The sequence below is a fragment of the Sporolactobacillus laevolacticus DSM 442 genome (assembly GCF_000497245.1).
Classification (GTDB): Bacteria; Bacillota; Bacilli; order Bacillales; family Sporolactobacillaceae; genus Sporolactobacillus; species Sporolactobacillus laevolacticus.
The window spans coordinates 166,045-179,802 of sequence record NZ_AWTC01000006.1 but is presented as its reverse complement, the minus strand read 5'-3'; the positions used below and the strand labels follow the sequence as shown (position 1 = coordinate 179,802).

The following is a 13,758-nucleotide window of genomic DNA, read 5'->3' as shown; positions in this document are numbered from 1 at the left end:
CTTGAGATCGCCATAAACCACTATTAGATTATGCAGACTATCAGCGTATAGATGTCTAGACAACTAGATGTATTAAGTGATAAAATAAAAGAAAAAAGGAAGCGATCGGTATGGCGACAAAAATTGAAGGGTGCTCCATCTTTAGTCAAAATGAGTGGAAGGAAAACGGTTATCTGGTTTTTGATAAAGACAAAATCGTTGGCATCGGGTTTGATGAAAACTCAGCGATAAACGAGACCATTCGTTTTCCGGAGACCTATAAATGTCTTCCCGGAATGATTGATATGCATATTCATGGCGCAAATGGATCGGATACAATGGATGCTACTCCGGAAGCTTTAAGTACCATTGCTTCGGCTTTGGTTAAAGAAGGAACGACTTCATTTCTTGCGACGACGATCACACAATCAGTTCCAGCCATTGAAAAAGCAGTAGCAAACGCCGGAGAAACGATCGGTCACCAGAAACCAGGTGAAGCTGAGATTTTGGGCATACACCTTGAAGGTCCGTTTATTAATAAGGAAAAAACAGGTGCCCAACCAATTGAGTATATCCTCGAAGCCGATCGTAACCTTTTTGATCAATGGCAGAAGCTTTCTGGAAACAAAATTAAAGAAGTCACCCTCGCTCCAGAAACAAAAGGAGGATTAGACTTAATTCGCCATTTAGCAAGCCAAGGCGTCGTAGCTTCGATCGGGCATACAAATGGAACAGATGATGATGTTATTCGTGCGATCGATGCAGGCGCGACGCAAGTCACTCACCTTTTTAATGGAATGAGAGGCATGCATCATCGTGAACCAGGCATTCTTGGAGGCGCGCTGCTTCATCATGAACTTTATACAGAACTCATCTGTGACGGTCATCATGTCTGCCAAGGCATGGTCAATCTCGCTTACAAATTAAAAGGAAGCGATCGAATGATTTTAATCACGGATGCAATGCGTGCGAAGTGCCTGAAGAAAGGTGTATATGATCTAGGAGGCCAGGATGTTTATGTCGACAATGGGCTTGCTGTTCTGAAGAGCGGAACAATTGCGGGCAGTGTGTTGAAGATGGATGAATCTTTGCGAAACATCCTGGCGTTCACAGATGCAACTTTGGCCGATGTCGTACAGATGGGCGCCATTAATCCGGCAATGCAATGCGGCGTATTTGATCGGAAAGGCTCGCTAGAAGTAGGAAAAGATGCTGATTTCATCGTTCTTAATGAACATAATGAACTCGTTCTGACTGTTTGCCGTGGAACAATTGCTTTTCAAAAGAAAGAGGGACGTTAATATGAAAATCATTTCTGTATCCGATAAAAATGAGATGAGCAAAAAAGCTGCACAAATCATTCTTGAACTTATTAAGGAAAAACCGAATGCTGTGCTTGGGCTAGCAACCGGAGGCACACCTGAAGGAACATACAAGGAATTGGTGGCTGATCACCAAAAAAATGAAACAAGTTACTGCCAGATTCATACAGTTAATCTCGATGAGTATGTTGGAATCAATCCCGAAGATCCCAATAGTTATCATTCGTATATGGAAAGTCATTTTTTTAAATATATAGATCTTCCGAAAGATCAACGATTTCTTCCAGATGGAAAAAATACGTCGGTGGAAGCATGCGTGCATTATGATAACCTTATCGAAAGTCTTGGTGGAGTTGATCTGCAGCTGCTTGGCATTGGGCGTAACGGACATATTGGGTTTAACGAACCTGGCACCCCTTTAACGATGGGTACACATGTTGTACAATTAACAGAATCAACGCGTAAAGCAAACGCGCGTTTCTTCGGAAGCCTGTCGGAAGTTCCGGAACAGGCGATCACAATGGGGATTGGCACGATCTTAAAAAGTAAGAAGATTGTTCTGATCGCCTCAGGCGAAGAAAAAGCAGAAGCGATGAATCGGATGCTGCACTTTTCTGTTCCAGATGATTGTTTTCCTGCTTCAGCGCTTGTCCAGCATCCGGATGTCACCGTGATTGCGGATGAGGCAGCATTGTCGCTAATCAAATTCAGCAAGGAATGATGAAATGTTTGACCGCGAGTCTCCGGTGCCAATGTACTATCAAATCGAACGTTACATTGAGCACTTAATCGAAAACAGGAATTTGAAAGCCGGCGATCAGATTCCATCTGAAAGAGAGTTCACTGATCAATTTCACGTATCGAGAATGACGGTTCGCCAAGCGATTATGAACTTGGTAAACTCGGGCTTGCTTGTTCGAATCAAAGGGAAAGGTACTTTTGTATCAAACTACAATAAAATTGAAAAAGCTTTAATCGGCCTCAATGGTTTTTCAGAAGATATGATCAGCCGTGGAATGAAGCCTGGCAGTAGGATGCTGAGTTTCAGAAGAATCCTTCCATCAACGAAAATCGCGGAGCGCCTTGGATTGAGTAAATCAGAAGAGGTTTTTGAGATTAAGCGTACACGACTAGCAGATGACGAGCCAATGGCGATTGAAACCTCGTATCTTCCGGTTCATGTATTTCCGAAACTCACCGAGAAGAAAGCAAGTCCTTCGCTTTACCATTATATAGAACAGGAATGTGGCCTGCTAATTGATCACGCAGATCAATCGCTGGAAGCAGCCCTTGTAACAGATGAAGAGGCTAAAATTCTTGACATACAGAATGGATCACCTGTTCTACTCATTGAACGGTGCTCCTTTCTGAAAAACGGGCAGCCAATAGAACAGACAAAGTCTCTTTTTCGGGCAGATCGATATAAATTTATGATTACGCTTCCTAGAGGATGAACATGGTTTATGATGTTTATCCTTTTTTTGTTAAAACAAACGATCCCTAACTGTTTGATCCATTAGCAAAAGCCACTATCTTTTATTTAATGATAAGCAATGCTTATTAATAAGAATCAAATAAATAAATTTTACTTAATTCGTAGTATCCTTTAAGATTAAGTTAAGAATATGCCTATGAAATCAGACGGGATGGTGACAAAATGACAGCAGCGGCTGAAACGAAGAGGTTGAAAAAGACAGATTATTTTAATGCTCTTAACACTTTTTCAAGTGGTGGAAAAATATTCAGTTATTATCAATTGGATGTACTGTCGGAGTATGGAGAAATCGAGAAGCTTCCTTATTCAATAAAAGTATTGCTGGAAGCTGTGCTTCGACAATGCGACGGCAAAGTAATTAAAAGAGAACATGTCGAAAATCTGGCTAAATGGGGTACTGAGAAGCTAGATAAGCATATTGATGTTCCTTTTAATCCGTCACGTATTATACTCCAGGATTTCACCGGTGTACCTGCAGTTGTCGACTTGGCGTCGCTTAGAAAAGCAATGGCTGATTTGGGTGGCGATCCAAAAAAGATCAATCCGGAAAAACCAGTCGATCTTGTTGTTGACCATTCGGTACAGGTCGATCAATTTGGTACGAATCACGCTTTGAGTTTTAATATGGAACGGGAATTTGAACGCAATGAGGAGCGATATAAATTTTTAAAATGGGCGCAAGCTTCGTTTGAAAATTTTCGTGCGGTTCCACCGGCTACGGGAATTGTCCACCAGGTGAACTTGGAATATCTAGCCTCTGTTGTTCACGCAGTTGAGACCGAAGACGGTAAGACACTTGCATATCCGGATACACTAGTCGGCACAGACTCCCACACAACAATGATTAACGGATTAGGTGTGCTGGGATGGGGTGTCGGAGGTATTGAGGCTGAAGCAGGTATGTTGGGGCAGCCTTCTTACTTCCCGGTTCCTGATGTGATTGGTATTAGAATTGTCGGCAGCCTTCCAAATGGAACAACAGCGACCGACCTCGCTCTTCGTGTGACACAATTGCTGCGTGAAGAAAGTGTCGTTGGCAAGTTTGTCGAATTTTTTGGACCGAGTCTTTCACATATGTCCCTGGCAGATCGAGCAACGATTTCGAATATGTCACCTGAAAATGGCGCAACAGCAACGTTCTTTCCTGTCGATCAAGTAACGCTGGAATACTTAAGGCTGACCGGTCGTTCCGAGCAGCAAGTTCAGCTTGTTGAGGACTATTGTAAAGCAAATGGCTTGTTTTATGTACCTGGCGCGAAAGATCCGAATTTTACGAAAGTGTTTGAATTGGATCTGTCCGATATTCAGCCATCGCTTGCAGGGCCGAAACGTCCACAGGATCGTATTCCGCTTTCGAATATGAAAAATGAATTTGAACAATCATTAACACGTCCGGCAGGAAATCATGGATTCGGTTTTGAGAAAAATGAATTAGGCAAATCAGCGACAATTGTTTATGAGGACGGGACAACAGAAGCACTGAACACCGGTGCTGTCGTGATCGCAGCGATAACTAGCTGTACAAATACGAGCAACCCGAGTGTAATGATAGGTGCAGGTCTGGTCGCCAAAAAAGCTGTTGAAAAAGGATTGACCGTTCCCGATTATGTTAAGACAAGCTTGGCGCCTGGATCAAAGGTTGTAACTGATTATCTTGAAAAAGCCGGGCTCATCCCGTATCTCGAGAAGTTGGGCTTCAATGTCGTTGGTTACGGGTGTACGACCTGCATCGGAAACTCTGGTCCTCTTCCTGAACCAGTAGAAAGAGCGATCGTTGAACAGGATTTGACGGTCTCTGCTGTACTATCTGGAAACCGTAACTTTGAAGGACGAATTCATCCGCTCATACGGGCAAATTATTTGGCTTCACCGCCGCTCGTTGTCGCTTTTGCCTTAGCGGGTACGGTGGATTTTGACATGCTTCATGATTCCTTCGGCAAAGATAATGAAGGAAATGATATTTTCTTCAAAGATATCTGGCCATCCAGCGATGAAATCGAAGAAGTGATGAACCGATCAGTCGGTCCGGAAAGCTTTAAGAATGAATACGCCCGCGTGTTTACTGAAAATCAGCGCTGGAATAACATCCAGACAAGTGACGGAGAGCTTTATGATTGGGATGCCAAGTCAACTTATATTCAGAATCCCCCTTTCTTTGAAGATCTTTCTGCTGAACTGAAGGCGATTAAACCGATTGAGCAGATGTGTGTGATCGGCAAGTTTGGCGATTCGGTCACAACCGATCATATTTCCCCGGCTGGTTCGATCGCAAAACAGAGCCCTGCAGGACAGTATCTACTGAGTGAAGGTGTACAACAATTTGATTTTAATTCATATGGATCGCGGCGCGGCAACCATGAAGTAATGATGCGTGGAACTTTTGCGAACGTGCGCATTCGCAATCAGATTGCACCGGGAACTGAAGGTGGTTATACCACATACTGGCCGACAGGCGAAGTGATGCCGATTTATGATGCCGCTATGAAATATAAACAAGACCATACTCATTTAGTTGTGCTTGCCGGCAAAGATTACGGCATGGGTAGTTCAAGGGACTGGGCAGCGAAAGGTACAAACCTGCTGGGTATTAAAGCGGTCATCGCACAAAGCTATGAACGTATTCATCGTAGCAATTTGGTAATGATGGGTGTTTTGCCTTTACAGTTTAAAGATGGCCAAAGTGCCGACTCTCTGGGACTGACTGGTGAAGAATCTATTACGATCGAAGTGGATGAACAGGTAGCACCAGGGAAAACAGTTCCTGCTCTAGCGATTGGTAAAGATGGAAAGGAAACACCATTTGAAGTTATTGTCCGTTTTGACAGTGAAGTTGAGATTGACTATTATCGTAATGGTGGTATTCTTCAGACTGTGTTACGCAGAAAGCTTGCAGAATAATATTCTGCATGATGTATGATTAATGAAAAACTGAGCATGATAATCAACGAAGGAGATCATTTAGTGCCTTCAGACATTCGGATTGTTTTTCGGAGGAGAGGGTTCCATTGGAAAGGTTAGTGCATCAATCCATTGTATTCCCTAAGTTCTTTTATTAAAAAGAGGCTCTGGATGAGAAAGATTCGACTTGGATGAACAAACTTCATATGGCTTCTTCAACCTAAAAAAGAGGTTGTCCTTTGATAAGAAGGACAGCCTCTTTAGCTACATGAGGGTGTTCGAAAAGTCCGGGAAAAAGGTAAAAACGGATCTTCTGCTAAATTCATGCACGTCCTGTGCATAACGCAGAAGTCACCGCATCCTGCGGAAGTTCTCTGCGTCAACTTGCTTTTCCGTTCCTCACGTATTATATTCATACGCTCCGGTGCTCAAAGCAGCGTTTTCTTGACCTTCTTGACCTTCTTGGCCCTTTTTGTCCTGCTTTTCGAACAGGCTCCATACAAATTTTTGTGTTTTTTATTTCATTTGTTCTGGTAAATCAAACAGAAATGCGGTGAGCGCTAACATGCCGCGGTCGAAGTTACGAAGATGGAAATGTTCGTTTGGCGCATGGAAATTTTCGCTATCCAGACCAAAGCCCATTAGAATCGGTGCCAGTCCAAGCTTGTCGTGGAACGTGTTAACAATCGGTACCGATCCGCCTTGACGGGAGAGGATGGCTTTTGTATTGAAAGCTTCTTCTAAGGCGTTATGTGCAGCTTTCAACGCCGGATGGTCAACCGGCATGCTGAATGGTTCCGCGTGATCCATCAGTTCAACATCGAGTTTTACTCCAGCTGGCAAATGAGCGCGTAGATGTTTCTTAAGCAGCGCACCAATGATAGCGGGATCTTGGTCAGGAACAAGACGGCATGTAATTTTCGCAGTAGCCGTCGATGGAATGACGGTTTTCAACCCTTCGCCTTGGAAACCGCCAAAAACTCCGTTGAGTTCAAGTGTCGGGCGAGACCAGATACGTGCGACAGTTGAATAACCTTCTTCACCGTAAAGTGTGTCGACATCAAGTTCTTTTTTCAGAGCTTCATCATTTGAAAGTTCTTCGCATGTTTTTCGCTCTTCATCTGTTAACGGCTTAACTTGATCATAGAATCCATCCACTGTAACATGCCCTTTAGTATCATGGAGCGTTGAAAGTAATTCCACCATGGCATGTAGTGTGTTTTGTACTGCTCCGCCATAAACACCTGAGTGGAGGTCTCCTTTCGTGCCCTGAAGCCGAACTTCAAGACCGCAGAGTCCGCGAAGTGCGTAGCTGACTGCAGGCTGATCCATGCTAAGCATGGTCGTATCTGAAACGAGCAATACATCAGCTTTTAACAGATCCAGATGGGCATCTACGAATGCATCCAAATGAGCGCTTCCGATTTCTTCCTCACCTTCAAAGCAGAATTTGATATTTACCGGCAGCTCTCCTTTTGCTTCAAGAATAGCTTCCGCCATTTTTGCGAGCATAAAAACCTGTCCCTTATCGTCACTTGTTCCACGCCCGAAAATAATGTCATCTTTAATAACAGGTTTAAAGGGATCTGTATTCCATTTGTCAATCGGATCAACGGGCTGGACATCGTAATGGCCATAGCATAATACTGTAGGCTTTCCAGCTGCTTTCAGATAATCTGCATAAACGACCGGATGGCCTTCCGTCTCCAAGATCTGTACGTTTTCCAATCCGCCTTTTTGCAGGTCTTCCGCGAGCCATTCAGCAGCTTTTCTCACATCAGCTTTTCGCGTTGAATCTGAGCTAATACTTGGAATGGAGAGAAATTCGATCATTTGTTTTAAATACTGATCGCGATTTTTCTTCAACGTTTCAACCACTTGTTTATCCATAAAAAAACCCCCTACGCTTCATATAACTTCTCTATTGTAGCAGATTGATCAAGCGATGAACAAAATGCCGATGAAAGGGTTTTAAAAGCTGATAATGGGGAATCATACAAATATGAAGAAACATTCACACAATTTGGGCTAATTTAACCCAATCATGTACACTAACCGTATTGGAAGATAAAGAGAAAGGTGGGACGTTAATGCGAAAACGAGGCAGTATTAAGGAATTAATCCTAAAAAATAAGACGGAAATTCTTCAAAATGAAAAAGCTTTGGAAAAAATTGAAGTGAAAATTGATAATAGGCATGCTATGAAATAAGTAAACGAACCAAATATCGAGGTAGCTTGAGATAATTTCCGACATAGCGGTCCTTAAGAAAACAGCGAAATAACGCTGTTTTTTTGTTGCCAGCGTTTATCACTCTAGTAGCCTATGTTAAAATGAGGACAGTTCGAGTATGCGTAAGAGGTGAATGAATTGGCTCAGAGGGAAATTAATGTTGTCCCGTATGATGAGGAGTGGCCGATGACCTATAAGAAGGAAGCTGCTAGAATTATTCAAGTGCTTAAGCCTGTTTTGTCTGCCATTCATCATGCGGGGAGTACGGCAATACCCGGAATTTCGGCAAAACCTACGATTGATATCGTTGCGGAAGTTAACGAACTGGACACGATCGACGATTATAATGAAAAACTATCAATGATAGGTTATGAGGCACTAGGAGAATATGGAATAAAAGGCCGCCGCTATTTTGTTAAAACTGATGGGTTGGCAAATCATCTTGTTCATTTGCATATTTTTGAAACCGGATCTGAAGACGTCGTGCGTCATTTAGCGTTCCGTGATTATCTTAAGGCGCACGAGGATGACGCCGTATTTTACAGTCAATTGAAACAGACGCTGGCGGAACAATTTCGGTATGATAGTGAGAGCTATTGTGAAGGAAAGAATGAAGCGTGCAAACGAATTGAGCAACTCGCGCTGCAATGGTGGTACGGCGCTTGAAGTAAGGGCAAGAGGGGTGCAGGGTCATTAAAAAGAGAATCATTATTAGTCTTCTGGTAATACTTGCGGCAGGTATCCTAGCTGCATGCCTGTTTTATTTTTTTGTTGAAAAGCGTCCGGTGCCTCATAAAAAGCCGGAAAAGGTGAGTTATAACATCGTCGCTTTGGGAGATTCACTAACTGAAGGAGTTGGTGATCTCGATAATCAAGGTTATGTTGGAGTCACAACTAAGATTCTAAAAAAAGAGACGCTGGTGAAAAAGGTATCGATTCAGGATTTCGGACATCGTGGTGACACTTCTACAGATTTATTAAAGAAATTAAAGCGGCCTGAGATCATTCAAGCCGTTAAAAAATCAAATACTATTTTCTTGACCATCGGCGGGAATGATCTTGTTCATGTTTTTAAAAAGCATTTTCTAGATCTACACGCCAGTGACTTCTCCACACAACAAAAGATTTTTTCCGTAAATTTGAATCAAGTATTTGCTGAAGTACGACGGTTGAATCCGAATGCACATATCTATTACTTTGGTCTCTATAATCCTTTTGAAGATTACCTCGGTAAGGCAAATAAAGATTTCGTTCCGATTCTAAATCGATGGAATGCGAACAGTACGACGATTACAAAAAAATATACAGCAATTTCTTTTATTCCGACCAGTGACTTGTTTAAAGGAAAGACGGATCAATTACTTTACAAGGATCATTTTCATCCGAATAAACAAGGTTACGCAAAAATGTCCGGCCGATTGCTTGACTATTTGAAAAAAAGCAGGTCGAGTGTCCAAAGGTAATTTTAATGTCTTTTTACCCATTCCGGATGCAGACTATTGTCGGTTTTGTCGTTCAAGAATATAATCAGAAATAAACATGTTGAGGGGGAAACGGCAGTGGCAACGATTCTATATCAGGATCAATTTATTGATCGAGAACAAGCGAAAGTTGATATTGAAGACAGAGGATATCAGTTCGGTGACGGTATCTATGAGGCAATGATGGTGTACAGCGGCCAGATTTTCCTCTTAGAACCGCATATGAAACGCTTGGAACGGAGCGCGAGAGAATTAAGTCTTACATTGCCATACAGCGTCGCGCACATCACAGAAAATATAAAGAAACTCATTGAAATAAACCAGTTGAAGGATGGTGTGGTTTATTTTCAGATCACACGAGGAGCGGCTCCGCGTCAGCATTTCTTTCCAGATCATGTTTCATCTGTGATCACTGGATCGGTTTCAAATCATACGCGCGATCTTTCCAAACGGCCAAAGGGCATTAAGGCAAGTCTTGCCGAAGATATTCGCTGGCTGCGCTGTGACATCAAAACGCTAAATCTGCTTGGTAATGTGCTTGCGAAACAGAAAGCGCATGTTGAGGGTTCAGGAGAAGCCATCCTTCACCGAGGAAATACCGTAACAGAAGGATCATCAAGTAATGCGTTTATCGTTAAGAACGGACAATTGATTACCCATCCGGCGGATCATTTTATCTTGAATGGTATCACACGTTTGTTTGTACTTGATCTAGCGAAACAGCTCGGTATTCCCTTTGTCGAGCGCGAATTTACTGTTGATGAATTGGTTAATGCGGATGAAGTATTCATTACAGGCACAAGCAATGAAGTCAATCCGGTACTTCAGATTGAACAGCAAGTGGTAGCTGATGGTGAGCAGGGCCCAGTCACAAAGAAGTTGATTAAAGCATTTGATGCGGAAGTTGAACGGATTAGGACTGTCTCTCTCTCGTAAGATAAATTTCTTTATTTATATTTGACATAATTCAATTAAAAAAAGACGCGTTTCGTAAAAAATACCGAAACGCGTCTTTTTTATTACATACTGTTATTCCATATGCATGAGCGGCCACCATCGATGACCATATTTTTCTAATAGTTCATCAGAGGAAGTTGGCCCCATTGTTCCTGCTTCATAGTAGTCAACAGGAACACGACGTTTTTTCCATGAATCGACAATGGAATCTACGATTTCCCATGAATAAGCGACTTCATCCCAACGTGTAAAATTGGTTGAATCGCCTTTAATACAGTCAGCCATGAGCCGTTCATAGGCATCTTGCATATTTTCCATTGCGAGTTCATTATTGCGAAATTTCATAGAGATTGGAATCGTATTTCCTGTTTCTCCGGTTTCTTTAACGTTCAGTTTAAGGGAAAGCCCTTCGTCGGGCGAGATGTAAATGACCAGCAGGTTAGGGCCGACATGATTAACGTTATGGAAATACGGATTTTTCGGCAATTTCTTAAATTGAATGACAATCTGAGTTGATTTTTCCGCCATCCGTTTCCCAGTTCGTACATAGAAGGGTACTCCTGACCAGCGATAATTATCGATTAGGAAACGGGCGGCAACGAAGGTTTCTGTATCAGAAGCGCTGCTTATGTTTTCTTCATCAAGATAACCACGCAATTTCTTGCGTTCCGGAGTCATTCCTCGGGTATACTGTCCACGTACGATTTGTTCGACAACATTATTCTCGTTCATTGGACGGACCGCTTTAAGTACCTTAACCTTCTCGTATCGAACATCATCCGTCTCTAATCGAGTAGGCGGCTCCATTGCGACCAGTGTCAGAAGCTGCATAATATGGTTCTGTACCATATCAAGCAGTGCACCGGTCTGGTCATAATAATTGGCGCGTTCCCCAACACCGAGCGTTTCACTTAGCGTGATTTGCACATTTGAGATATAGCGCCGATTCCAGACTGCTTCAAATATTGGATTTGCAAAACGAAGAACTTCAATGTTTTGAACCATTTCTTTTCCAAGATAGTGATCAATACGATAGATCTCATTTTCATTAAATGCATGCAGCAAACTTTCATTCAATTCTTTAGAAGATTGTAGATCATGGCCAAACGGTTTTTCAATTATCAGTCGTTTCCAGCCTGGTGTCGTTGCCAAGCCGGACTCTTTTAGATGCTTTGCCGCCAAGCCAAAGTGGGCGGGCGCAAGCGATAAGTAGAAAATTCTATTTCCATGTAATTGGTAGCGTTCATCGAGTTCATCACTAAAATTTTTCAACTGAACGAAACTTTCAGGCCGCGTAATATCAAGACGGCGATAGTAGAATCGTTCCAGAAAATGCTTGCGTTGTCCGGCTTCAGACGGCAACGAATCATTAATTAAGTCACGAAACGTTGCATCTGTATGCGCGCGGCGCGCAAGTCCAATTACTGCAAAATCCTGATCTTTCTTGTATAACCGATAAAGAGCGGAATAGAGTTTCCTTCGGGCGAGATCCCCAGTTGCTCCGAACAGAAAAATAAGTACTGGCTCTTTTGTGGTTTCAGTCATGTCTAATTTCCCTCGTTCCTCGTTCATTATACTTGAATGTTATCACACTTTTAGGCTAATGTGTTACACTTTAAACCCAATTCATATGAAATGAATGTGAATAATCGTGAGTATTGCCCGTTTAAAAATGTTTCAATCTTGATTTAAATGTCGCTTCCATTGCATTTCATGTCCGTACATGTTATGGTGAAATTATGTGTTTAGGTAATTAAAGGGATGGAAGAGGTTTACTTTTGAAAACAACGATGATGTCTCGTTCAATGTTTAGTAGGCATTTTCCGTCCGTCGCGGGGAATGCCTAATCATTTGTTTGATCAAACTGAACATGAAAAAGGAGATAGTATAGCTTAATGAAATTTGCAGAACTCGAAATTAGCGACGAAATTAAAAAGGCAACCGAACGGATGGGGTTCGTTGATATGACCCCAATTCAAGAGCAAGCCATTCCGGTTGCGAAAACGGGTGTGGACTTAATTGGCCAAGCCCAAACCGGAACAGGAAAAACAACTGCCTTCGGTATACCGATGATTGAGGTTTCAGACCCTCATGAATCGGAAATTCAAGGTGTAGTCATTACACCTACACGTGAACTTGCCATACAGAATGCACAGGAACTGAATGCTCTCGGTTCCTTTAAAAAAGTTAAAACAGTTGCTATCTATGGCGGCCAGGACATTCAGAAACAGATTCGCGATTTAAAGAGGCGCCCGAGCATCATATCGGCGACTCCTGGACGCCTGCTCGATCACATCAAACGGCGTACCATTCGCTTGGACCAGATCAAAATGATTGTTTTGGATGAAGCAGATGAAATGTTGAACATGGGTTTCATTGACGATATTCATGAAATACTTGAAAGCACCCCGCAGAATCGTCAAACCCTTCTTTTCTCAGCGACCATGCCGAAACCGATTCAATTGCTCGCAGAAAAGTTTATGAATGAACCGAAGAAAGTGCAAATCAAGGCAAAAACCTTAACGGTATCACTGATTGAACAGAACTATGTCAAAGTAAGAGAATTAGAAAAATTTGATGCGCTGACCCGGTTCCTTGACATTCAATCACCTGAACGCGCAATTGTATTCGGCAGAACGAAGCGCCGTGTTGACGAACTAATGCGCGCGTTGCAAAAACGCGGTTACGAAGCGGAAGGCATTCATGGCGATTTGACACAGTCCAAGCGTGATCTTGTTCTTCGCCGCTTCAAACAAAATGAAGTCAAATTGCTTGTGGCAACAGATGTTGCCGCTCGCGGTCTCGACATCAGCAATGTGACACACGTATATAACTTTGATCTGCCACAGGATCCTGAAAGCTATGTGCACCGAATCGGCCGTACTGGACGTGCGGGTAGAACGGGTATGGCACTAACTTTTATCACGCCAAGTGAATTTCCGCACCTTCGTTCAATCGAACGGTTGACAAAGCAGCCAATGAAGCAGATCAACGCTCCTAGCTTTGATGAAGCACTGGCAGGTCAACAAAAATTGGCAGTTGATAATTTGAAGGAGACGCTGGAATCCGGAAATTATCATGCCTACGAAGTTAAAGCGCAACAATTACTCGACGATCATGATGCGGTTGAACTCGTCGCCGCTGCTTTAAAAATCATGACCAAAGAACCTGACACAACACCGGTTCGACTGACGCGTGAAGCGCCGCTTATGGTAAAAAGATCCGGACGTCCGCAAAAAGGCGGAAGAGGAAAGAGTAATTACCATTCTCGTGAACGCGATCACCGCCAGAGCAACAATTACAGAGGAAGAAGCAAACAAAAGTCACAGCATTATTAATGCAATAAAGGATGAGGAGGAAGAAGCCGAGATGGCTTCTTTCTTTTTTACTCTATG

Annotated in this window: 11 protein-coding genes; 9 read left to right on the top strand and 2 right to left on the bottom strand. The window is 42.7% G+C overall.

What is annotated here, in order from left to right; all coding sequences use genetic code 11:
- Window positions 1-110: 110 nt before the first annotated feature.
- From nagA to acnA, 4 genes are all read left to right on the top strand, one after another.
- Window positions 111-1,280, top strand: coding sequence for an N-acetylglucosamine-6-phosphate deacetylase (gene nagA / locus P343_RS27350; protein ID WP_023510010.1), 1,170 nt, complete (start codon window positions 111-113; stop codon window positions 1,278-1,280).
- A gap of 1 nt (window position 1,281) precedes the next feature.
- Window positions 1,282-2,022: a glucosamine-6-phosphate deaminase gene (gene nagB, locus P343_RS27345; protein ID WP_023510009.1), complete on the top strand. Its 741-nt coding sequence runs from the start codon at window positions 1,282-1,284 to the stop codon at window positions 2,020-2,022.
- A 4-nt stretch (window positions 2,023-2,026) separates the two neighbouring features.
- Window positions 2,027-2,755 (top strand): GntR family transcriptional regulator, encoded by a 729-nt coding sequence (locus P343_RS27340; RefSeq protein ID WP_023510008.1) that lies wholly within the window; start codon window positions 2,027-2,029, stop codon window positions 2,753-2,755.
- Window positions 2,756-2,958: 203 nt separating this feature from the next.
- Window positions 2,959-5,694 carry an aconitate hydratase AcnA gene (gene acnA, locus P343_RS27335; RefSeq protein ID WP_023510007.1) on the top strand — a complete coding sequence of 912 codons (2,736 nt, stop codon included), beginning with the start codon at window positions 2,959-2,961 and terminating at the stop codon, window positions 5,692-5,694.
- 516 nt (window positions 5,695-6,210) lie between these two features.
- On the opposite strand, the gene P343_RS27330 is transcribed toward acnA, so the two are convergent.
- Window positions 6,211-7,584 carry a dipeptidase gene (locus tag P343_RS27330; RefSeq protein ID WP_023510006.1) on the bottom strand — a complete coding sequence of 458 codons (1,374 nt, stop codon included), beginning with the start codon at window positions 7,582-7,584 and terminating at the stop codon, window positions 6,211-6,213.
- A 200-nt stretch (window positions 7,585-7,784) separates the two neighbouring features.
- Between P343_RS27330 and P343_RS36730 the strand changes: the two genes are divergently transcribed.
- The 4 genes from P343_RS36730 (at window position 7,785) to dat (ending at window position 10,342) form a co-directional block, all read left to right on the top strand.
- Complete coding sequence (locus tag P343_RS36730; RefSeq protein WP_023510005.1) at window positions 7,785-7,904, top strand: FbpB family small basic protein; 120 nt, start codon at window positions 7,785-7,787, stop codon at window positions 7,902-7,904.
- A 159-nt stretch (window positions 7,905-8,063) separates the two neighbouring features.
- Window positions 8,064-8,591 (top strand): GrpB family protein, encoded by a 528-nt coding sequence (locus P343_RS27325; RefSeq protein ID WP_023510004.1) that lies wholly within the window; start codon window positions 8,064-8,066, stop codon window positions 8,589-8,591.
- 143 nt (window positions 8,592-8,734) lie between these two features.
- The gene (locus tag P343_RS27320; RefSeq protein WP_236620342.1) at window positions 8,735-9,388 is read left to right on the top strand and encodes a GDSL-type esterase/lipase family protein; all 654 of its coding nucleotides are present in this window, start codon (window positions 8,735-8,737) and stop codon (window positions 9,386-9,388) included.
- A gap of 96 nt (window positions 9,389-9,484) precedes the next feature.
- Window positions 9,485-10,342 carry a D-amino-acid transaminase gene (dat, locus tag P343_RS27315; RefSeq protein WP_023510002.1) on the top strand — a complete coding sequence of 286 codons (858 nt, stop codon included), beginning with the start codon at window positions 9,485-9,487 and terminating at the stop codon, window positions 10,340-10,342.
- 93 nt (window positions 10,343-10,435) lie between these two features.
- Here dat and zwf read toward each other — a convergent pair whose 3' ends face one another.
- A complete protein-coding gene (zwf, locus tag P343_RS27310) occupies window positions 10,436-11,908 on the bottom strand; it encodes a glucose-6-phosphate dehydrogenase (RefSeq protein WP_023510001.1) in 1,473 nt (490 codons plus the stop codon).
- 350 nt (window positions 11,909-12,258) lie between these two features.
- Between zwf and cshA the strand changes: the two genes are divergently transcribed.
- Window positions 12,259-13,701, top strand: a complete 1,443-nt coding sequence (gene cshA / locus P343_RS27305) for a degradosome RNA helicase CshA (RefSeq protein ID WP_023510000.1) — start codon at window positions 12,259-12,261, stop codon at window positions 13,699-13,701.
- The last annotated feature ends 57 nt before the right edge of the window (window positions 13,702-13,758 follow it).